The organism is uncultured Winogradskyella sp., from assembly GCF_947498005.1.
GTDB lineage: Bacteria > Bacteroidota > Bacteroidia > Flavobacteriales > Flavobacteriaceae > Winogradskyella.
Window position 1 is genome coordinate 28,325 of record NZ_CANMIW010000008.1, and the last position, 23,219, is coordinate 51,543.

Annotated in this window: 19 protein-coding genes; 10 read left to right on the forward strand and 9 right to left on the reverse strand. The window is 31.4% G+C overall.

The genetic code is table 11. The features are described 5' to 3' along the window. Positions 1-109: 109 nt before the first annotated feature. The 3 genes from Q0891_RS14120 to Q0891_RS14130 form a co-directional block, all read right to left on the reverse strand. Entirely contained in the window at positions 110-481 is a 372-nt protein-coding gene (locus Q0891_RS14120; RefSeq protein ID WP_299102605.1) for a four helix bundle protein, read from the reverse strand. A gap of 73 nt (positions 482-554) precedes the next feature. Then, positions 555-1,886, reverse strand: coding sequence for a signal recognition particle protein (ffh, locus tag Q0891_RS14125; RefSeq protein ID WP_299102607.1), 1,332 nt, complete (start codon positions 1,884-1,886; stop codon positions 555-557). 257 nt (positions 1,887-2,143) lie between these two features. Beyond that, positions 2,144-4,765: a hypothetical protein gene (locus Q0891_RS14130; protein WP_299102609.1), complete on the reverse strand. Its 2,622-nt coding sequence runs from the start codon at positions 4,763-4,765 to the stop codon at positions 2,144-2,146. Positions 4,766-4,869: 104 nt separating this feature from the next. Here Q0891_RS14130 and Q0891_RS14135 point away from each other — a divergent pair, with 104 nt between their 5' ends. The 5 genes from Q0891_RS14135 (at position 4,870) to Q0891_RS14155 (ending at position 10,546) form a co-directional block, all read left to right on the forward strand. Beyond that, positions 4,870-5,385, forward strand: a complete 516-nt coding sequence (locus Q0891_RS14135) for a sigma-70 family RNA polymerase sigma factor (protein WP_299102610.1) — start codon at positions 4,870-4,872, stop codon at positions 5,383-5,385. Positions 5,386-5,495: 110 nt separating this feature from the next. After that, on the forward strand, positions 5,496-6,392 hold the full coding sequence (locus tag Q0891_RS14140; RefSeq protein WP_299102612.1) for a FecR family protein: 897 nt from the start codon (positions 5,496-5,498) through the stop codon (positions 6,390-6,392). After that, complete coding sequence (locus tag Q0891_RS14145) at positions 6,385-8,691, forward strand: TonB-dependent receptor (RefSeq protein WP_299102614.1); 2,307 nt, start codon at positions 6,385-6,387, stop codon at positions 8,689-8,691. Before Q0891_RS14140 ends, Q0891_RS14145 begins: the two co-directional genes overlap by 8 nt. Before the next feature lie 34 nt (positions 8,692-8,725). Beyond that, on the forward strand, positions 8,726-10,000 hold the full coding sequence (locus tag Q0891_RS14150) for an acyloxyacyl hydrolase (RefSeq protein ID WP_299102616.1): 1,275 nt from the start codon (positions 8,726-8,728) through the stop codon (positions 9,998-10,000). A 3-nt stretch (positions 10,001-10,003) separates the two neighbouring features. Beyond that, on the forward strand, positions 10,004-10,546 hold the full coding sequence (locus tag Q0891_RS14155; protein WP_299102617.1) for a YfiT family bacillithiol transferase: 543 nt from the start codon (positions 10,004-10,006) through the stop codon (positions 10,544-10,546). 55 nt (positions 10,547-10,601) lie between these two features. Here the strand turns inward: Q0891_RS14155 and Q0891_RS14160 are convergent, their stop codons facing one another. The 3 genes from Q0891_RS14160 to argS form a co-directional block, all read right to left on the reverse strand. Continuing rightward, entirely contained in the window at positions 10,602-11,897 is a 1,296-nt protein-coding gene (locus Q0891_RS14160) for a carboxypeptidase-like regulatory domain-containing protein (protein WP_299102619.1), read from the reverse strand. A 94-nt stretch (positions 11,898-11,991) separates the two neighbouring features. Then, entirely contained in the window at positions 11,992-13,050 is a 1,059-nt protein-coding gene (locus Q0891_RS14165; RefSeq protein ID WP_299102621.1) for a helix-turn-helix domain-containing protein, read from the reverse strand. A 90-nt stretch (positions 13,051-13,140) separates the two neighbouring features. After that, the gene (argS, locus tag Q0891_RS14170) at positions 13,141-14,916 is read right to left on the reverse strand and encodes an arginine--tRNA ligase (protein WP_299102622.1); all 1,776 of its coding nucleotides are present in this window, start codon (positions 14,914-14,916) and stop codon (positions 13,141-13,143) included. A gap of 460 nt (positions 14,917-15,376) precedes the next feature. On the opposite strand from argS, the gene Q0891_RS14175 reads away from it, so the two are divergent. Together Q0891_RS14175 and Q0891_RS14180 are read left to right on the forward strand one after the other, a co-directional pair. Next, positions 15,377-17,434: a tetratricopeptide repeat-containing sensor histidine kinase gene (locus Q0891_RS14175; protein WP_299102624.1), complete on the forward strand. Its 2,058-nt coding sequence runs from the start codon at positions 15,377-15,379 to the stop codon at positions 17,432-17,434. A 44-nt stretch (positions 17,435-17,478) separates the two neighbouring features. Further along, a complete protein-coding gene (locus tag Q0891_RS14180) occupies positions 17,479-18,105 on the forward strand; it encodes a chromophore lyase CpcT/CpeT (RefSeq protein ID WP_299102626.1) in 627 nt (208 codons plus the stop codon). A gap of 3 nt (positions 18,106-18,108) precedes the next feature. On the opposite strand, the gene ctlX is transcribed toward Q0891_RS14180, so the two are convergent. Continuing rightward, on the reverse strand, positions 18,109-19,041 hold the full coding sequence (gene ctlX / locus Q0891_RS14185; RefSeq protein WP_299102627.1) for a citrulline utilization hydrolase CtlX: 933 nt from the start codon (positions 19,039-19,041) through the stop codon (positions 18,109-18,111). A gap of 61 nt (positions 19,042-19,102) precedes the next feature. Then, positions 19,103-19,471, reverse strand: coding sequence for a hypothetical protein (locus Q0891_RS14190; protein ID WP_299102629.1), 369 nt, complete (start codon positions 19,469-19,471; stop codon positions 19,103-19,105). A 39-nt stretch (positions 19,472-19,510) separates the two neighbouring features. Here Q0891_RS14190 and Q0891_RS14195 point away from each other — a divergent pair, with 39 nt between their 5' ends. Both Q0891_RS14195 and Q0891_RS14200 read left to right on the forward strand, forming a co-directional pair. After that, positions 19,511-21,268 (forward strand): M14 family metallopeptidase, encoded by a 1,758-nt coding sequence (locus tag Q0891_RS14195; protein WP_299102840.1) that lies wholly within the window; start codon positions 19,511-19,513, stop codon positions 21,266-21,268. A gap of 24 nt (positions 21,269-21,292) precedes the next feature. Next, positions 21,293-21,784, forward strand: a complete 492-nt coding sequence (locus Q0891_RS14200) for a hypothetical protein (RefSeq protein WP_299102631.1) — start codon at positions 21,293-21,295, stop codon at positions 21,782-21,784. Here Q0891_RS14200 and Q0891_RS14205 read toward each other — a convergent pair. Continuing rightward, positions 21,781-22,362 carry an NUDIX domain-containing protein gene (locus Q0891_RS14205; RefSeq protein WP_299102842.1) on the reverse strand — a complete coding sequence of 194 codons (582 nt, stop codon included), beginning with the start codon at positions 22,360-22,362 and terminating at the stop codon, positions 21,781-21,783. The two genes, Q0891_RS14200 and Q0891_RS14205, sit on opposite strands and share 4 nt — an antisense overlap. Positions 22,363-22,481: 119 nt before the next feature. On the opposite strand from Q0891_RS14205, the gene pyrE reads away from it, so the two are divergent. Further along, positions 22,482-23,126, forward strand: coding sequence for an orotate phosphoribosyltransferase (pyrE, locus tag Q0891_RS14210; protein WP_299102632.1), 645 nt, complete (start codon positions 22,482-22,484; stop codon positions 23,124-23,126). Positions 23,127-23,219 lie beyond the last annotated feature (93 nt).

Below are 23,219 nucleotides of genomic sequence, written 5' to 3' on the forward strand. Positions count from 1 at the left end.
TAAGTTTTCAGTCACAGTCACAGTATTCAGTAAAACAATCTTATTATATAAGTTTTCAGTCGCAGTGTTCAGAAATTACTCTTGCGGCTTTAACTAAACTATAAAAAAATCATTCTACTTTTACTCCGAATTTTCCTGGATTATTAATCATATAATTTATTAATTTACCAATTTCAATTCCTTGATTTGATAAATTTTCGTGTTGTTCAATCGAAATATATTTACAAGCCAAAGCAAAATCTAGCCATGTATTTGTTTCTGAATTTTCAGCATCAGAATCTGTTAGTTTGCTCACAAAATGCTTTGGGTACCTTCTTTTTCTGTATGCTTCTGCAATATTAGCATTAACAGAACGAGAACTGCGCCTAATTTGATCAGTTAAAGAATATCTCTCTTCTTTAGGAAATGATTTAGATATTTCAAAAATCAACATAGCTAAGTCAAATGCTTTTTGATATGCTAATAATTTCTTGAAATCCATATATATTTCTTTTCCTCAAATTTTAAATTCAAACACTTCTTAAGTAAAACTGAGACTGAGACTGTAAACTAAGTTACTTAGGCATATTCTTCATCATCTGCATCATGCGTTTTCCGCCTCCACCTTGCATCATCTTCATCATCTTACTCATTTGAGTAAACTGCTTTAAGAGTTGATTTACTTCTTGTACAGATGTACCTGAACCTTTACCAATTCTCTTTTTACGACTTGCGTTAATAACTGATGGATTTGAACGTTCTTCTGGTGTCATAGAGTGAATAATAGCTTCAATTCCTTTAAAGGCATCATCATCAATATCAATATCTTTCATCATTTTTCCTGCACCAGGAATCATACCTACTAAATCCTTCATGTTACCCATTTTCTTGATTTGTTGAATCTGTTTTAAGAAATCATCAAACCCAAACTGGTTTTTTGCTATTTTCTTTTGGATTTTTCTTGCCTCCTCTTCATCAAACTGCTCTTGTGCACGTTCAACTAAAGACACAACATCACCCATTCCTAAAATACGATCTGCCATACGAGAAGGATAGAAGACATCAATCGCCTCCATCTTTTCGCCTGTACCAATAAATTTAATTGGCTTGTTTACCACAGACTTAATAGAAATTGCTGCTCCACCTCTAGTATCACCATCTAATTTAGTTAAGATAACACCATCAAAATTTAAGATATCATTGAAGGCTTTTGCTGTATTTACAGCATCTTGACCTGTCATAGAATCTACCACAAACAATGTTTCTTGTGGCTTAATAGCTTTATGAATATTAGAGATTTCTGTCATCATGGCCTCATCTACTGCCAAACGACCAGCTGTATCAATAATCACTACATTATGACCATTAGCTTTTGCATGTGCAATACCAGCTTGCGAAATTGCAACAGGATCTGTATTTCCTCTATCACTAAAAACCTCAACACCTATTTGATCGCCTACAACATGTAATTGATCTATTGCTGCAGGACGATAAACATCACATGCCACTAATAAAGGTTTCTTAGTTTTTTTATTTTTTAAATAATTAGCCAATTTACCAGAAAAGGTTGTTTTACCAGAACCTTGTAAACCAGACATTAAAATAACACTAGGATTACCAGAAAGATTAATACCTTCTGCATCGCCTCCCATAAGTTCAGTTAACTCATCTTTAACGAGTTTTACCATTAATTGACCTGGTTGTAATGTTGTTAATACATTTTGACCAAGTGCTTTTTCTTTAACTCTAACGGTAAATTCTTTCGCAATTTTAAAGTTAACATCGGCATCTAAAAGCGCACGTCTAACTTCCTTGAGAGTCTCAGCAACATTAACTTCTGTTATGCTACCATGACCTTTTAATACGTGTAACGCTTTATCTAACTTATCACTTAAATTATTGAACATGTTTCTAGTATTCTATTTTCAGTCTGCAATGAAGCAGTCTGTAATTATTTAATAAGCTGCAAATTTAAGAATTTATGAGGGAATTACTAATGTGTTTGATGAATAAGTTTTTAGCCTTAATTGTAGCTTTCAATTGCTAAATATTCAGCCTAACGAAACGCTTCCTTCTTAGTAAAAAACGAAAAGAGCCACTCATAACGAGAGACTCTTTTCAATCAACTTAACTTACTAAAATTACTAACCTTTAGCACTTTTCTTTATTCACAGGTTCTATCTAGAACTATTTCATTACTACTATCATTTATATTATGCAAAACCAACTGACTTGCAGTACATTCTACTACATACCAACTCCCATTTACAGCCTGAATATTTGGACCAGCTACATTTGAGAATTCAATAATCACGGTGTCATTTGGTTGTGATGTAGACCAATTAGCATCTATGGTATTTGAGGCATTATAGATGACAACGACTCCTGTACTTTCTTCAAAATGAAAATTATAATCGCTTAGATTATCACTTCCGTTGTAATTGGTAACATTCCAAATGCATTCTGTTAATATGCCATCTATATTGCCTTCTGTACAGCTTCCTATATTACAGCTAATGACGTTTAATTGAATTGGAAATATTTCTGTTTGATTATTAATTTCTACCCTAACAAATACCGTAGAATTAATATCAACCGTATTAAAACTTGATGGGTTGGCAATAGCATTGACTCCAATATCTGCATCTGACAATGTTACATAATACGTTACATTATCTGCACTTGGCGTACAGTTTGAAAAAGCAACAGGCAAATTAAACTCATATGGTCCATCGGTTCCATTATCACATACTTCAATCACGGCATCGAAACTTTCAAAACATTCAAAATAATTACAATCTTCAGTATTTAGATAAATTGTATAAACTTCAAAATTTCCACTTTCTGCCTCAATTCTTAAATAAACTTGAGACTCTAACGTAGCATATGCTTCTGTGTTAGCAATAGGATTAACATTGCTCTCTGCATCTGCTAATGTTACGTGGAATGAAGGTAAAAAGGATCCTGAACAATCTACTAAACCAATGGTGTTTGCACTTAAATTATAAATAGGAATATTGTTCGGTTGTGTACATTCTACAATCTCAAAATCTCCAAAACAATTAAATAGAATTTCATCATTTTGTAGATCACAATCTTGCGACAAACTGATAAAGTTATTGTCATTAACAAGATACAGCATATCATCTACACACTCAACAATTTGCCATTGTCCGCTTAAGTTTTCAAATCCTTGATAAAGGTTTAGTTCCATATAAATATCGGAACCAACAGTAATCAATTCCCAAGTTCCTATTTGACTTTCTGGTATATCATTATTAGCATTGAAAACGCCTCCATTTTGCATAAAATAAAGATAAAAAGGTACTAATGAATCAAAAAGATTGGACTGCAACTCCCACGCACACTCTAATAAATTAATATATATTTCATCTTCAGAACAATCTAAATCGCCAATACAATCTTGCTCTAAAACAATAGTTTGATTCGCTCTACTAATCACTATGTCATCCTCATCGCACTCAGTTATTAACCAATCTCCTCCTAATACGTTTTGAAATGCTGTGAGCTCAGAAAAGGTTAAAACAATACCATTATCTGAAGATTCTAAACTCCAATTACCACCAATTGCAGAGGTTGCTATGCCTTCTGAAATTAATAATTCACCATTGTCGTTAAAAATTAATTGATGATTCTGAAAATTCCCAGTTCCATCCGAAAAATCCCAAGGACATTCTTGTAAAATATTACTAATATCTGAGATTGAACAATCCAAATCATCGTCACAATTCTGCTCTAAAAACATACCTGTGCCTTCAATAGAAAGGTATTCTAAACTAATATTATCGTCATCACATTCTACAACTAACCAATTTCCTAATTGTGCTTCATAATAATACAATGATTCAATATGTAACACCAATCCGTTGTCTGTAGTATTTAATTCCCAAGTTGTGATGTAAGGATCAGGAAAAATTCCGGATACAATAACATTACCATCATCACTAAAGGCAAAACTCAATGGGCCATCTAAATTCTCTAAATCATTATTGGTATACAAATAAACATCCCAAGGACATTCTATTAAACTAAACGCTAGTTCATCTTCTAAGCATTCATCATTTTCATTATCACAAAACTGCTCTGCATTTTCAATGGCTGCTGACAATTCTTCATTTGAATTTACCTCTATAATTTCGCCATTTGCGTAGATTATTGAAACAGGAAAATTTAAACTCACAATCAAAGCATTTTCATCGTCTTCTAATTCATCTAAGAAATCATATAAGGTTTCATCATTTTCAATAACGATGGTTTCAACTAAATTAAAGTCTGAATTAAAAACAGAAAACGAAACAGGATAAACAAAATCTGCGCACTCAATAATATCATCATCATTTTCATTTATACATTCATCAATAAATGCTTGTAACTGATCTGTATTTGCAATAACAACCTCTTCGTAATTATTATAAACAATGGTAATTGGGAATATAAAGTCTAATGCGTCTTCATCTACAGAAACATTATCAAGCAAATCTTCTAAATCTTCTAAATCTGCCTCTGTTTCAATAATGATTGTAATATCACTTACTACAATGGTAACTGGCAATTCTACAGAAAAACAACTTGAGTTATCTAAAAAATCATCAATAGCGCCATTATTTGTAACAACATTACTCATAAGATTAGCCAATGAAGAATTAGGAACAATAGTTTCTTGATCGTCTGGATTCTCAATATCATTAACTTCATCCTGACAAGATGTAAAAGCTAAAAGGGCAAAAAGGATAACCGAAAATAGATAATTGATTTTGGTTTTCATAGCAACGTAGATTTAACTATTTATTATATAACAGATTAAAAGATAAAAACCCTACTCTTAAATATTAAAAATTTATTTATAATTTGTAGCGCCTAATTAGACCTATGAGTAAACCTTTACACAACAACATTTGTGAATCTCAATTATTTGAACGCTTGTATAGAAAACATGCCAAAAACCTGCATGATTTTTTGTATTACAAGTTTGGCGAGCACTTAAATCCGCAAGATCAAGTTCAAGAGGCTTACATAAAATTATGGCAAAATTGTGGTAAAATAAAACCCGAAAAAGCAAAGAGTTATTTATTTACCACAGCAAATAATCTAATGCTTAATGTCATTGCGCATAAAAAAGTTGTTTTAAAATACACAAAGCAACCTCAAAAACATGCAACAAATGAGACACCCGAATTTATTTTACAAGAAAAGGAATACCAAATAAAATTACAAAAAGCTATAGGTAATTTAACCGAAGCACAACGCGTCGCTTTTTTAATGAATAGAGTTGAAGGCAAACGTTTTAAAGAAATTGCAGCACTATTAGATATCTCTGTAAAAGGTGTAGAGAAACGCATTTATGGCGCACTGAAGAAGCTGCGTGAGGAGATAGATGGGATTTAGTTGGTTGTTGGTTGTAAAAAACGTAAAGTCCTTAAATTTTAAAACTTTGAAACCTTTAATATCAGGTAGGGATTTTTAAACGTAAGCTGTTATATACCTGAATTACGATTATGAAACGAGAAGAACTCATAAAAAAATGGTTAGATAATAACCTAAATACTGAAGAGCAAAATGCTTTTGAGCAGCTAGAGGATTATTCAGAATTAACTAAATTAGATGCCACCTTAAAAGGTTTCAAGGCACCAGAATTTTCTGTAGATCAGAGTTACAAAAAGCTGTTACCTCAGCTTAAAACTAAGAATTCTAGCACTAGGCAATGGTTAAAACCTTTGCTAAGGTTAGCTGCCGTTTTGGCTATAGCTCTTAGTGTATATTTCTATACCTCAAATACAGATACACAAATTAACACCATCATTGCTGAGCAACAAACTATTGCATTACCAGATAATTCAACAGTAGAATTAAATGCTAATTCTTTATTATCTTTCAATGAAAACAAATGGGAAAATAACAGAGAGGTTAGACTACAAGGCGAAGCTTTTTTTAAGGTTGCTAAAGGTCAAAAATTTGATGTCATTACCTCAAAAGGAATTGTAAGTGTTTTAGGTACACAGTTTAATGTAAAACAACGCGAATCTTACTTTGAAGTTACGTGTTACGAAGGCTTAGTAAGTGTAACTCACAACAATAAAACTGTAAAATTAAATCCAGGACATACTTTTAAACTTATTGATGGGAAACTATTGGCTGACGAGAAAGAAAACGCTGTGCAACCCAATTGGTTGCATGGCGAAAGCAGCTTTAAAAATGTAGCTCTTAAACACGTCATTACTGAGTTTGAAAATCATTACGACTTTAAGTTCAATACAGATAAAATTGATACCTCGCGTTTATTCACAGGAAGTTTTACTCATAATAATTTAGATTTAGCCCTGAAATCTGTTACAATACCATTAAATTTAAACTATAGCAAATCAGGAAAATCTATTTTATTAAAGCGTGAATAAAAAATTACTCTGTTTAATTTTCTTCATATTATCTTTTACCTTCTGCAACCTTTCTTATAGTCAGGATCAGGAAAAACAACCGCTTGCTCAAATTATTACAGCGCTTGAAGAAAAATACAATGTAAAATTTTCTTTCGAAACCAAAACCATTGAAAATATAACTGTAGCGCCTTTATATCCTGAGCTATCTCTAGAACAGGTTATACATCAGTTAAAATTAAGAACACCACTTAATTTTGAAATATTAAGTGAACGGTTTATTGCCATTACACCATTAAAATCAACAGAGTCACTATCTAGCATACAAAAACTAGAGGAAGTTGTCGTCACAAATTACTTAACTAGAGGTATTTCTAAAACCAATAATGGAACCATTGAAGCTAATAGTAAAGCCTTTGATATTTTACCTGGATTAATAGAACCAGATGTTTTACAAATTGTTCAAAATCTGCCAGGTATTATTAGTGTGGATGAACGTATTTCTAACATTAATGTTAGAGGTGGAACTAACGACCAAAATTTAATTTTGTACGAAGGTATAAGAATGTACCAATCTGGACATTTTTTCGGATTAATCTCTGCATTCAACCCTTATTTATCTGAAGACATTACCATATCAAAAAATGGCACAAGCGCCAAATTTGGTAATGCGGTATCGAGTACAATTGCTATAAAAAATGACGATGAGATCGATGGAAACAGTTCTGGAGGTTTAGGTGGAAATATGTTAAGTGTAGATGGTTTTGCTAAAATCTCCCTTAGCCATAAAACAGAATTACAGTTAGCTGCCAGACGTTCCTTTACAGATTTGGCCGTATCAAAAACGTACGATTCCTACTTTGATCGCATCTTTAGAGATTCTGAATTAAACACCACAAATAATACACTATTAGCACTAGATGAACGCTTTTTGTTTTATGACTTTAATGCCAAGTTTTTATACAATATTGATCCAACCTCAAAACTAAGAATCAATTTCTTAAACATGTATAATAATTTAGACTATGATCAGGTTTACATTGCTTCAGACAACAGTATCCAAGAATCTAAAAGTATTCTGAATCAAGTTAGTTATGGTGCAAGTGCAAATTATTCTAAACAATTACAAAAAGGATTTAATTTATCTGCTCAAATCTATTATTCCAATTATGACTTAGATGCAAAAAACACTAATGTAACCAGCAACCAAAGTTTAGAACAAGAAAATATAGTTGAAGATTACGGTTTAAGAATTGACCTATTAAATGCCCTAAATTCAAATTTAAACATCAATCTTGGCTATCAATTTAATGAGGTTGGTGTTACTAATTTTGAGGACGTTACCAACCCTAATTTTGTAAGTCTTAAGAAAGAAATAATTAGAACACACGCCATTTTTGGAGAAGTAGAAAGATACTCTAAATCTAGAGACACACATTTAAGATTAGGCGCGAGAATTAGTTACTTTGGCAAACTACAAGAATTGATAATTGAACCTCGTTTTGCTTTTAATCAAAAAATATCAGATTATTTTAGATTAGAAATATTGGGAGAACTAAAAAGTCAGTCAATTACCCAAATTACAGATTTACAACAAGATTTTTTAGGTATCGAAAAACGAAGATGGCAGCTCGCCAATAATAGCAATATACCTTTAATTAAAAGCCAACAAATTTCCTCAGGTCTAAGTTATAACCAAAATAAATTGCTTATTTCATTAGAGGCATACTACAAAAACGTTGCTAGTATTACAGCGCAAAGTCAAGCGTTTCAAAATCAGTTTCAATTTATTAATGACATAGGCTCGTACACTATAAAAGGCATCGATTTTTTAATAAATAAACGGTTTAATAATTTAAGTACGTGGTTAAGTTACTCGTATAGTAAGAATGATTATCATTTTGAAAATTTAAATAATGGCAATGCATTTCCCAACACCTTAGATTTGAAGCATGTCGCTAATGCATCATTTACATACAGCAAAAACAATTTTAAAGTAGGTTTTGGTATAAATTGGCATTCTGGCAGACCATTTACGTCGCCTTCTAGCTCTCAGGATAATGGAAATTCTGTTATTGAATATAATGCACCAAATAGTGAACGATTACCAGCTTATATAAGAACTGATATCTCAGCAATTTATAACTTTAAGTTTTCAAAAGGTGTAAAGGCAGAAGTTGGCGCTTCTATTTGGAATATCTTTAACCAAACCAATATAATTAATAGATATTTTAGTCTTAACGCTGACGATTCCATCACTGAAATCAATAATCGTTCTTTAAAATTAACTCCAAATATTAGTTTTAGAGTCAAATTTTAATTGTTTATTGTACTACCAATCATCATAACAATTAATGCAAACTAAAATCTATTTAAGGTATTTTATAGGAATAGCTTTTGTTATTTTTTTTCAAAATTGTATTTGTCAATCAACTCCAGCTTCAAATAACTCTTTTCTTTTTTTTAGTCCAGAAATATTAGTCGGAAAGACTTTAGAAGCTAACACGCATTTCCCAAAAACCAAACTTCAAAAAAACATATTTCTAAGCCTTGGACACTATAATTTTAATAAAAATAAAGAATGGGCTGCACGACTAAATTACCCAAAAACCGGAATTTCATTTGGCTACACTGATTTTGGGAATTCTGAAAAAGTTGGACACGCTTACAGCATATTACCGTTTATAGAATTTTCAGTTTTAAAAAAACGCATTAGAGGCTTAAACCTCCTCGTTAGTTTTGGAGGCTCATACATGGATACACAATATGATGAAATCACAAATGAATTCAATAGGGCTATTACAACTAAAATAAATTGGTCCTTTAGATCTTTTTTATACTACGATATTTTCAAAACAAATAAAATAGATTGGCGTTTAGGGTTAGGCCTAATACATCATTCTAATGGACATACCAGTTTACCCAACCAAGGGTTAAACTCTTTGGCCGCAAGTATTTCTGCAAAAATTGATTACAAACAACATGAAATTTCAACTCTAGACAAGCCAAAATTCAAATCTAAATCTCAAACCTATTTAGCATTTAGATTTGGTTTAGGACAAAATGTATTATCTAAGGAAATGAACACCAGAAAAGAAGTTTATTCCGTAACCGCTTCTGCGGGCACAATTCTTAATAACACTTTTAAATTTGGTGGTGGTTTTTATTATAGATTTTACGAACACTATTACGATTATATTATTAACAAAGAGGCACTGATTGAAGAGCAATTTCCGCATTACACTAAAAACCCGTTTGGCTATGCTACAAACTTTGGGTTATTTGCAACCTCAGAGTTATTAATAGATCACATTGGTCTTGAGTTTGAGCTCGGTCTTAATATCTATAAACCATTCTATAAAATTGATTGGCAGCTTAACCAAGGTTATTCCTATGAAAACGGAAACGGAGAAACCATAGAAGTCTTAGGAGAATTAGATTGGTATTATGAAATAAAACGAACCATTTCATCTAGAATGGGATTAAAATACTATTTGTGGACTACTAATAATAGACCAAAACACAATATCTTTATTGCTGCACATATTAATGCCAATCTTGGTCAAGCAGATTTTACTGAACTCAGTTGTGGCTATGTGTATCGTTTTGATTTAAAAGAAAAAAAATAAAATATGACGGAAAAAGAATTACACCAGTTAAAGTATCCTATTGGCGAATTTAGTAAGCCAGATGTAATTACTTTTAAGGAAATAGAACATTGGATTGCTTCAATTGAAACCTTACCAAAGTCAATAATTTCTATAACGGAAGACCTCAGCGAAGCTGAACTAAATTATATATATAGACCAGGTGGTTGGAACATAAAACAAGTGGTGCATCACTGCGCAGATAGCCACATTAATAGTTTACTTAGATTTAAGCTGACACTGACAGAGGACTCTCCTACGATAAGACCTTATTTTGAAGATCGTTTTGCAGAATTAATCGATTACAATGAGCCTATTGATTCATCCATTTCGATACTAATTGGTGTTCACAAAAAACTAGGTATTCTGTTAAAAAATCTAAGCAAGGAAGAGCTAAAGCTTGAGTTTATTCATCCAGAACATGGCAAACGCTTTTCATTAGCGGAAACCATAGGAATATATGCTTGGCATAGTAATCATCATTTAGCACACATTAAACAGGCACTAAAGTTTAAAGATCAATTTTAATTAAAAAACCCTGAATTTTATTCAGGGTTTTTTAATGTCTTAACTTATAAGTAGCTTATGGTCTACCATTAATTATTTTTCCTTTTTCACGTTGTTCTTGCTTTTCAATATTCTTCTTAATTTTATTGATAGCAGATTCTATGGACTTATCTGGTTCTATTAAATTAAATTCTCCCCAAAAATTAGGATCTGTAAATCCTGAAATAGCATCTGTAATTATTACCGAAGGTCTTAATCTATCTTTGCTTTTAATTTTTCTATCGGTAGTGTTAACTTCCCAATCGGTTACAGCCATTTCACTAGACAAGGTATAAACCTTATTAAAAATTTCACGTTTTTTATTTACTTTAAATTTTAAACTTAGGTTAGAGTAGCTATAATACCATTTGTTTCCTTTTGCCTTATAATCTACTTTATAAACGGCCTCTAAAGGATAAACGACTATGTCACTTGGTTTCTTTTTAACCAATAGGTTTTTACTTTTATTCATATCACTCACATCTAATGAATAATTGGCACTAACAAGCGCTAAAGTTTCTACGTCAATGAAAAGTTTACCAAGGTAATTTATCTCTAAATCATCACTATTAGGTTTAAAGTCTATTACATATACGTTTCTGTTATTAATTGTTGACGGTTCATTAAATGCAAAATCATAAGATCTTATGCTCTCTTCTGTAAAAATATATTCAGGATATTTCATTATATCTAAATATACTGTAGAAAATGGTCCACCTTGTAATTTAACCGAAACCGTATCTAATCGCTTATAATCAGTACTTTTCCTAGCCTTACCAAGTTGAATAGCATCACGACTTTTAGATTCATTTGGTTGTTTTAATATATTAACAACAGCTTCAGTAAGTGATACATTTCTACTTCTACGCTTAATAGTTTCGCGGTAAAAGGCTGTCATGTAAACAGACTCATTTTCAAAATTATTGTTATTATCGTTAAACACTTTTTTAATTAAACTCTTAGCATCTTTAAAAGCCGAAATACTAACCGCTGATAATTTAGTAACAGCCGAATAAAGTTTTACTGTTTTATTTTTTGATAATTCAGATAACGGAATTACATAAGTATTATAACCGAGAAGTGAAATCATCACTTTAGAGTCTGAATAATCTACAGGAACTTTTAATGTAAATTCGCCATCAGAATTTGAAATAGTACTAATATTTGTGCCATTTATATTTAAGCTTGCCGCTTCTAATACTTTATTGGTTTTACCGTCCACAATCTTCCCATTAAATTCTTTAAAATCCGTTTGTGCATTTAAAGAAAAGGTTAAAAATAAAATTGAAAAGAGAGAAGTGACATAAATTTTCAGAGATTGAGATTTTTCCATAACATTAGTTTTTAGTTAGATAATTTGTTCTTACTAAAATACAACAAATCATATTTTTTGATTAAAAATGCCCTTGCAAAGCCGTAAACAATTATTATTCTTCACTTTTTAATTTTCTAAAAGCAGATGGTGTATGTGCCGTAAACTTAGTGAATGCCTTATAAAACGTCACTTTATTATTAAAACCACTTTCTAAGGCTATGGCTTCAATTTTATAATGCTTGTATTTAGCATCGTGCAGGTATTGTTTCGCAATTTCTATTCTATGCTTATTTACGTAGTCATTAAAATTCTCAGAAATGAGTTCAGAAAATGTTTGAGATACATGATGTTGTTTTTCATTTAATAATAAACTTAAACCCGAAATATTAAAACTACCATCTAAAAATACGTTGTCATTTTTAAACGCTAATTCTATTTTAGATTGAATTCTCTTCATGTCATTCTCACTAAGATTAGATCCGAAATATTTCTTTTTAATCTGAAGTAAAAAATCCGGATTATTAACTAAAAAGTAACCAACTCCAAAAATTAAAAAGGTTAGAATAACATAAAACCAAGCAAAGTCTCTCCAATTATTGGCGTAATGCGTTAAGTAGGCAATTAACAATGAAGAACATACATAAGCGACTACAAGGAATACAGCATATTGCAGTCGTTTTGCAGATAATTTAATGCTATTACGGAAAAGAAAAATTGAACATCCAATTGCATAAACCAGCATTTGAAACGCTAAAAGATAGTTCCAAATCATTGTACGAGAATAGAAATGCTCTCTTACATATTTTATACGTGTATCACCATCCATTAGCAAAACATCGCCATAACCAATCCAATATACCAAAATTGGCAATAAATGTAAGGCATCTGTTGGTCTTAGTTTTTGCTTATTTAAAATAAGGCACTGCAAGTGAATGAAGACTAATGGACCGAATAGAAAAGCGACTTCAAAATAAAACCAATCTATTAAATCCGTATACAGCATTCCTAACCTGCTAGAACCGTATAAAAAAATTAGAATATGAAAGCCAACTAAAGCTATCAGCAAGGACAAGGTATTGTTTCTAAGCTGTCTATTTTTAAAAAAGACACCTCCTGCAACAAAAAATGCGGCAAAAACTTGAGTTAGTAATATGTAACGAACAATTTCCAAAAAGCAACCTAAATTGAGAAACTACAATTTAAGGCTTATTTTTCGCTATCGGAAAAATGCATACTAAAAAACCAAAATGAAACTACAAAATTACATACGCTCAGGAACCTGAATTCCTAACACTTGAAATGCATTTTTTATAGTTTGACTTACTAATTTAGACAATTCAACTCTAAAGCTTTTTTCTATTTCGGTATCTGCTCCTAGAATAGATACATTTTGATAGAATGAGTTAAATTCCTTAACCAAATCGTAAGTGTAATTTGCAATTAAAGCAGGACTGTGCTGTTCTGCTGCATTTTGTATAATTTCTGGAAATAACTCCAACTGCTTAATAAGTTGCTTTTCTTTATCATGTAGCATTACATCTTTAGTATCAAACTGATAACTATTAGAATCAGCTTTTCTTAAAATAGACTGAATTCTTGCATAGGTATATTGAATAAATGGTCCAGTATTCCCCTGAAAATCTATAGATTCTTTTGGGTCGAATAAAATTCGTTTTTTAGGATCTACTTTCAAGATGTAGTATTTTAAGGCTCCTAAGCCTATAGTTTTATAAAGCTCTTGTTTTTCCGCCTCATCATAATCATCAAGCTTACCTAAATCCTTAGAAATATCTTCAGCTGTATCTGCCATTTCTTTAATTAAATCATCAGCATCTACAACGGTTCCTTCTCTACTCTTCATTTTTCCGCTTGGTAGATCCACCATTCCATAACTTAAATGGAATAAATTTTTAGCCCAATCAAATCCTAATTTCTTTAAGATTAAGAATAAGACTTTAAAATGGTAATCTTGTTCGTTACCTACAGTGTAAACCATTCCGCCAACATCTGGATAATCTTTAATTCGCTGAATTGCCGTACCAATATCTTGGGTCATGTAAACCGCTGTTCCATCGCTACGCAATACGATTTTTTCGTCCAGTCCATCTTCGGTTAAATCGCACCAAACAGAACCATCTTCTTTCTTAAAAAAAACACCTGTTTTTAAACCTTCTGCAACAAATTCCTTTCCTAGTAAGTAGGTATCGCTTTCATAATAATAGGTATCAAAATCAACACCAATATTTTTGTAAGTAACTTCAAAACCGTCATAAACCCATTGGTTCATTTTTTTCCAAAGTGCCACTACGTCGTTATCACCTGCTTCCCAATTTCTAAGCATCTCTTGTGCTTCTAGTAAAATAGGTGCATTCTTTTTAGCTTCTTCTTCAGTTTTTCCGCTTGCTATTAAATCTGCAATTTCAGCCTTATATTCCTGATCAAACTTTACATAATAATTACCAACTAGTTTATCGCCTTTAAATTCTTGAGTCGGTGTTTCATTATTTCCAAACTTCTGATACGCCAACATACTCTTACAAATATGAATTCCTCTATCATTAATAATCTGCGTTTTGTAGACTTTCTTACCTGAGGCTTTCAATATTTCCGCAACACTATAACCTAAAAGCACATTTCTTACGTGCCCTAAATGCAAAGGTTTATTAGTGTTAGGCGAAGAATATTCTACCATAACCGCTTTATCATCCTTTTGATCTACATAACCATAATTGGTTTTATCTTTTATAGACTGAAAGAATTCTAGGTAATAAGAATCACTTATCTCAATATTTAAAAACCCTTTTACAACATTAAATCCTTTTACCAATTCTACTTGGTCTAATAAATACTGACCAACTTGCTCACCTATCACAGCAGGATTTCCTTTTACAACACGCAGCATAGGGAAAACGACTACCGTAATATCTCCAGCAAACTCTTTGCGAGTGGCTTGAAATTCTACTGATTCTAATTCCGATTGAAATAAAGCTTTTATCCCAGCTTTTACGTGTAATTCTAAAGTCTCTTGAAGAGTCATAATTCTGTTCTATTTTGGCATTTGAAAACGTGTGCAAAGATAGCAGTTTTATTGAGTTTTACGCAGTTGCATATACATAAATATTACTCAATTAAATTTTTTGCAACAATACAAAAATATACACAAACAACTGATTATCAAACAATTAAACAATTCATGTATTTCGTCGATGAAAAAGTATTACTCCTATGATTTTTACCGTTAATCGAAATGCGGTTTTTAGATAAAAATTTTTCGAACCGTTTATCTAATTTATTCGTATTAAAACTTAATTATTAGCATATTTGTATCGATAATAGCATTTTTGAATTGCTATTAATCTAATGTCCCAAACATTAATGAAGCTTGATAATGAAACTTTAACCAAGTTGTTATTGTTTAGTGTTAACTTACTTTTTCTATCCCTCTCTAAAAGTTTTTCTCACCAAAACAGCACAATTCGTTTTAACGCTATTATAAGATGAAACAGTTATTTACTTTAGCTGTTTGTCTGATCTCGTTTGTCGTTTTTTCTCAAAATGAAAAAATAGAAGAACTAACGGTTCAAATAGCATACATGAACGCAGACTCTACAAAAGTAGACAAATCTCTTGTGCTTATAAGTGAACTATATGCTATAGACAAGTTTGACAATGCGTTGTTATTTGTTAATCAAACTTCAAAATTATCTAAAGAACTCAACTATATTAAAGGTCTTGCTGAGAGTACGTATTACAGAGCATTAATTTATACCGAACGTAATGACTACTTTAATGCCATAGATAACTTTAATAAATCTAGAGAATTATATCTTCAAATTAATGATTCCTTAGGTGTTGCCAAAGTAAGTAATAGTATTGGACTTATAGAAATTGAACGCGGTAACTATGCTGTTGGTTTACAAAATTCTTTATCTGCTATTTCTATATTTGAAAAGCAAAATTTATCCACAGAATTAAGCGCTGCTTATAACAATTTAGCGGAAGCTTATTTTAAAACCAACCAAGTTGATAAAGCAATTGAATTTAATTTTAAAGCTTTAGAGGTAAGAAAAAAAATTAAGGACAAAGACGGTATTAAAAACTCTACTAAGAATATTGCTGAATTATACTCAATACTTAAAGAACATAGAAAAGCGATTGAATATTACGAAAAAGCTTTAGATATTTTAAATCCTAAAACAGACCAAGATTTAAGAGGCGAAATTTTACCTAAACTTGGAAGTGAATATGTACGTTTTAAGGAATTTGAAAAAGCATCTGAATATTTAGTTGAAGGCTTAAAATACAACCGAAAACAAGATAATAAAGAAGGGCTTTTAAGAGCTTTAAATGCTGTTGGAAATTTAAACCTTCAGAATAAAAAGGTTAAACTAGCTGAAAAACAACTTAATGAAGCTTACGCTATTGCTCAAAAAACAAATAACAAGAAAGAGCTTTTAGAGAATTACAGACTTCATGTCGCTTTAGATTCCACTCAAGGTCAGTTTCAAAATGCATTCTTTTGGCAGAATAAATTCTATCAATTAAAAGACTCACTTGCCAAAATAGACCAACCTGTTTTCCCAACAACGGTAGATCCTTTAGATTTAAATCCAGAGCAAAATACTCAGAACTCCGTAACAAATCCTGAGAAAGAAGTTGAACCACAAATTACAGATAAAAAAACTTGGAGTAATAACTCAGGGCTTTTTTATGGTCTAATAACTTTACTCGCCATATTAGCTGCTCTTGTTGTGTACAGTTTATTAAAAACAAAATCACATAAAGAGGCTTTAGAAAAGCAAAAGGATAAATTAGCGCAAGAACAAGAAAGAACAGATGCTATTTTAGAGCAAACTCACCATTTAGAAGAAGTAAACCAAGTAAAGGACAAGCTTTTTTCTATTGTATCTCATGATTTAAAAGATTCTATCTCATCAATTAAAGCATTTTTAGATTTGTTGAAAGAAGACAGTATAACTAAAGATGAGTTCTATGAGTTAATCCCTGAATTGAGTGAAAACGCTAACAACGCAAATTCACTTTTATACAATTTATTAAACTGGTCTAAATCGCAACTACAAAATTTAGAGCCAAAACCTGAGTTATTTAATATTCAAGATGTTTTTCATACTAAGATAGCATTAGTAGAACAGAAAGTTGAAGACAAACGCATAGTACTTATTGATGAATCTCAAAAAGGATCTGTCTACGCAGATCGTAGCATGGTGGAAATAGTAATTCAGAATTTAATTACTAATGCTGTTAAATTTAGTAGAGTTGGCGATGTCATAACGATTTCTAATCAGCAGAAAAATGGAAAAACTACAATCTGTGTTGAAGATACAGGTGTTGGTATTGCTAAAGAAAATTTAGATAAGCTTTTTGCATCTCATAAAAACTTTACTACTGCTGGTACTAAAAACGAAAAAGGGACTGGTTTAGGCTTAACCATTGCTAAGGATTTAGTAGAACTAAATAATGGTAAAATTTGGGTAGAAAGCACAGAAAACGTTGGTAGTAAATTCTTTATAGAATTACCAAGTGTAATTAAATAGTTGCAATCCTTTTTTGTTATATTTAGCTTCAAATCAAATTATAAATGAAGCGCATTATTCCTATTTTAATACTTTTAATCTCTGTATTAAATTGTAAAAACAACATAGAACCTGAGATAAAAGAAGACGCAGAGCTGAAAGAGTTATTTACTTTAATGCAAGGTTCCTTTAATTCTGCTATACAAGCTGAAGTAGATTCTACTTACTACAATATTACATTACACATGTACCCTATTTGGGAGGATAAAGGGAATTTTTTATATGTAGAGCAAGCTCTTACTAGTACACCAAACAAACCGTATCGCCAAAGAATTTATGAAATCACAAAAACTACTGACAGTTTGTTTAGTTCTGTTATTTATAAATTAGATACAGATTCGCTTTGGGTTGGTCAATGGAAAAACCCAAAAGCATTCGACTCTATTTCCATAAATGACATTGCTCTAAAAGATGGTTGTGAAGTTATCCTTAAACGTTATGGTCCAAAACAATTCAGAGGAAAAACAGCTGATAACACTTGTATAAGTACTATGCGTGGTTCCTCCTATGCTCGTAGCGAAGTAGAAATCTTAGAAGATAAAGTTATTTCTTGGGACCGCGGATTTGATGCCGATGGAAACTATGTTTGGGGAGCCGAAAACGGCGGCTATATTTTTAATAAAATTGATTAAAGCTTAAGCCTTTGGCAAAAACACCTCAGCCATCATACAGCGAGCACTTCCGCCGCCACAGGTTTCTATAGTATCTAAAGAACTCGATAAAATTGGGCAATATTTCTCTATTGCCTTAATTTGATTAGCTGTTAAACTCTTGTGAGCTGCTTCACTCATTACCAAATATAACTGGTTATTCTTACCGCGTAACTGTAACATATTACCTGCAAATCGATGCATCTGTTCTTCTGTGATAGAAATAATTTCTTTTCCATCTTGTTTTAAATGTTTTACAACATTTTTACGTTCTTTTTTATCATCAATTGTATCTAAACATATTACAGCAAAATTCTCTGCTAAACACATCATTACATTGGTATGATAAATTGCTAAACGCTCATCATTAACTGTTTGATTCGCCGTAAATACAACGGGAGAAAACTCAAAGTCTTCGCAAAACTCTATAAATAATTCTTCATCTGCTCTTGGCGATAATGCACAATAGGCTTTTCTATTTACCCTGTCTAATGCAATACTTCCTGTACCTTCTAAAAATACACCTTCGAGTTCTGCAGAGGTATAATCAACAATGTTTTCTATTTTAAATCCGTCTTCTTCTAACCTAATAAACACCTCATCTCGTCGTTCTTTACGTCTATTCTCAGCGAACATAGGATATTTGGCAACATCACCATTACTATGAAAACTAACCCAATTGTTCGGGAATATAGAATCTGGTGTGTCTAACAAGATATCGTCATTTTCTACAACTACATTTATACCTGCAGAACGTAACTTTTCTACAAAAACATCAAATTCATTTTGTGCTTTTAGATTGATCTCAGAATTCTTTAAATCTAAGTCTTCTTGAAAATAATTATTTACAGCAGTCTGCTCGTTCATCCTGAAGTTTACCGGACGAATCATTAGAATTGTATTTGTAGTTTGTTGCATATTATTATAGTTAAGGGATTTTGCAAAGTTATGTTTTTTTAATCCGAAATTAACTATAAAATCAGTCTTGATTTTCTAACCATATTAGAGCCTCTTCTCTTGTTCTAAAAGTGCTAATATTCCAATCATTACTGTCATTAAAAGCTATTAAAAACTCCGTAGATTTTTTACCAACATAACCTTTAACAACTACTGCCATGGCTTGTATTTCTTTTAAATTAGCAATTTTTTTTTGAGCCTCAAAGGTATATGTGTAGGCGTGAACTTTGTTAATTAATAAAGAGAATGGCGCTTCTAAATGAGTTAATAAAAAGCTATGATACTCTTCAATCATTTCCATATCCATTAACATACCACTGTTAATAATCACTTCTGCCAAATTAGACTTGAGTATCGTGATTTGGCCAAAGCTTAATTGATGTGTTTTCATATCGATAAATATAATTAAATTTATAAAAAAATTACTATGATGAAAAAACTCTGTATTCTATTTTTAATTTTTTGTTCTTGTGGAGATACAACCGAAAATGAAAGTGCTAAACCTGCAAATGTTCAAATAGATTTCACTACCGTTTTTGAGAAAAGCAAAGGACTAGAAACAGCTACATATTCAGAGACGATTAAATTTTACGAGGATTTAGCCAAGCAGTATTCTGAAGTTACTATCCAAACCATAGGAGAAACAGATTCTGGAGAACCATTACATGTAGTAACTTTAAATTATAATACTTCTGAGGGTAATTTTGAAACCCTAAGAAAAAGTAATAGAATTCTATTAATTAATAATGGTATTCATCCTGGAGAGTCTGACGGAATCGATGCCACAATGTTGTTATTTAGAGATATTGTTCAAGATAAAATTGAAGCCCCACAACATACCATATTAGTAACTATACCAATTTATAATATTGGTGGAAGTTTAAATAGAAACTCAACATCTAGAACTAATCAAAATGGTCCTATAGAATATGGTTTTAGAGGTAATGCTAGAAATTACGATTTAAACCGAGATTTCATAAAAGCTGACACTAAAAACGCAAAAACATTTGCTCAGATTTTTCATAAAATCCAGCCAGATGTTTTTATTGATAACCACGTAAGCAATGGCGCAGATTATCAATATACGTTAACCCATTTATTTACGCAGCATAATAAATTAGGTGGTCAGTTAGGCGAGTTTATAAATACGGAAATGATGCCCAAATTAGAACAAAAGCTTCAGGCTAAATCTTGGGACATTACACCGTACGTCAATGTTTTTAACCGAACACCAGATTCAGGATTTACGCAGTTTTTAGATTCTCCGAGATATTCAACTGGCTACACAACACTTTTTAACACTTTAGGAATGATGGTAGAAACTCACATGCTTAAACCCTATAAACAACGTGTTGAAGGTACATACGAATTAATGAAAAGCATGTTAGAAATTACGGAAGAAGAAGGCGAAAAAATCGCTCAATTGAGGAAAGCACAGAACAAATTATGGACCGCAGGAAAAACTTATCCTTTATCATGGGAAATTGATACTTCAAAATCCTCAACGCTTAAATTTAAAGGTTATGAAGGCGAATTGATCTCAAGCGAATTAACAGGAGCCAAACGATTAAAATATAATAGATCAAAACCGTTTACAAAAGATATCGATTACCAAAACTATTTTAAATCAATTAATGACATCACTATACCAAGCGCTTATATCATTCCTAGAGGTTGGCATAATGTTCTGGACCTATTAAAATTGAATGAAGTTAAATTCACACAATTTGAAAAAGATACTATAATAATGGTAGAGTCTTATAAAATTGGGGCTTTTGATACCAGGAAATCGCCTTACGAAGGTCATTACGCTCACTACAATACCACTGTAAATGTTTCTGACCAAAACGTACAATTTAGAAAAGGAGATTATCTAATATCTACCAACCAAAAAGCAATACGTTACTTATTAGAAACATTAGAACCTTCTGCAACAGATTCATTTTTTAACTGGAATTTTTTTGATACCATTTTACAACAAAAAGAAGGATTCTCACCTTATGTTTGGGAAGATAGAGCTGAACAACTTTTAAAAAACAATCCTAAACTTCAAATAGAATATAACGTAAAAATTAGTTATGATGAAGATTTTGCAAACAGTTGGTATGCGCAATTAGATTGGCTACATAAGCAAAGTAAGCATTATGAAAAAGCACATTTACAATATCCTGTTTATCGTATTAAATAACAATAAGATTTAGACGAGACTAAAATGATTCAAGCGAAACACTGTGATTTGTGTAAATTTCCTAATAGAGATTTAAAAATTGGCTTAACCTGCAGTCTAACCAACACAAAACCAATCTTTAAATCAAAATGTACAGATTTTGAATTTGATAACTCTATCAAACAAGATTTTACTGATCTTTTAGATGAAATAGAAAACATTCTAGACAGTAAAACATATGTTTATTTAAACTTTATTCTATTAAGTACACTGGGTTTATTAATAATTTTAGGCGCCTATTTTGAATTAAGGGACAGTTCTGTTGTAGAATTTAGTTACTTAGGCTATAAATATTTTAGTATTAGTTACTCCTTCTATTTTCTAGGAACTACAGCTATATCTTTGGCATTTTGGAAACTGAGTAAATACAAAAGAACATTGAAAGCACTCAAAGCTGAAAAACGTTATTACAATAACACGCTTAAAGCTTACAATCTCAGTATTGATCAACTATTAAAAAACGAAAAGCGATCTTAAACCAGAATCTTTATGTTAGCGTAACTATTTTCTAAAGCCTTTTTAGAAGCCTTTTCATCTAACCATTCCACTTTGGTAATCCCTTCCTTTATTTGTGGATAAAGTTTCCCCTCAAATTCGGTTTTCATTTCAAACCAGTAGGTCACTTTTATTTTATGCTTTCCGTTACGCTTAAAAATATGATATGTTGTTGGTAAAGGTTTTGTAATTTCTAAGCCTTTTACACCTGTTTCTTCTTCAACCTCTCTAATCGCAGTTTCCTCAATAGTTTCTTTATGTTCTATTTTTCCTTTTGGCAAATCCCACTTATCATTTCTGTAGATAAAAAGAATTTCATTATTTGTATTATAAACTTTGCCGCCTCCTGCAACCACATTAGGCAAAAGTTTAAGAAATTTTTTGAGTAGCTTGTCTGGGTTTTTATGAATTAAATGTACAGCTTGTAAATCTGTCTTGTTCAAGGTTTTTATAACCTTTCCAATATTTACAGATTTTAAAAGATAAGATTTAAAATCCGTTTCTTTTTGTATTTCAGAAGTTAAAATAATAGGCTTATCACCTACATAAATAGTGTACATTGCTAGGTTTGTTTTACTATGGTAATGTAAATTTATTATTTTTTCTGAGAAACCATTTGAAATGAAATTTATTTTCATTTAAAAATTTTATAACCTTTATAATTCATTATTTTTGTATCATGATTTTTAACAAAGATACCGCTAAAAAAACAGCTGAAGTTTTATTGCAAATTAACGCTATAAAATTACAACCCAATGATCCTTTTACTTGGGCCTCTGGCTGGAAATCACCAATCTATTGCGACAATAGAATTGTATTATCATTTCCTCAAATAAGAAATTTTATTAGAGAGTCAATTGCCAAAAATATTGAAGAACTCTACGGAAAACCAGACGTTATTGCTGGTGTAGCAACAGGCGCAATAGGTATTGGAGCCTTAGTCGCAGAGTATCTTAATTTACCCTTTGTTTATGTAAGACCAGAAGCAAAAAAACATGGTCGTCAAAACCAAATAGAAGGCTATATAGAAAAAGGGCAAACTGTAATTGTGGTAGAAGATTTAATTAGTACAGGTATGAGTAGCCTTAATGCCGTAAAAGCATTAAATGAAGCTGAAGTAAATGTAAAAGGTATGGTTGCTATATTCTCTTATGGGTTTGATATTGCTACAAAGAATTTTGAAGAAGCCAATGTTGAATTACATACCCTCGGTAATTATGAGAATCTATTAGAACAAGCCTTAGACACCTTTTACATTACTAAAGAACAACAAGACATTTTAGCACAATGGAATGCTGACCCAAGTAAATGGAACGCTAATTGATATATTATTATTAAATCGTTTAGTTGAACCGTGTTTTAGAATATGGTTTTATAATTTGAAATACTTCAACTGTACAACTAATAAAAACGAATA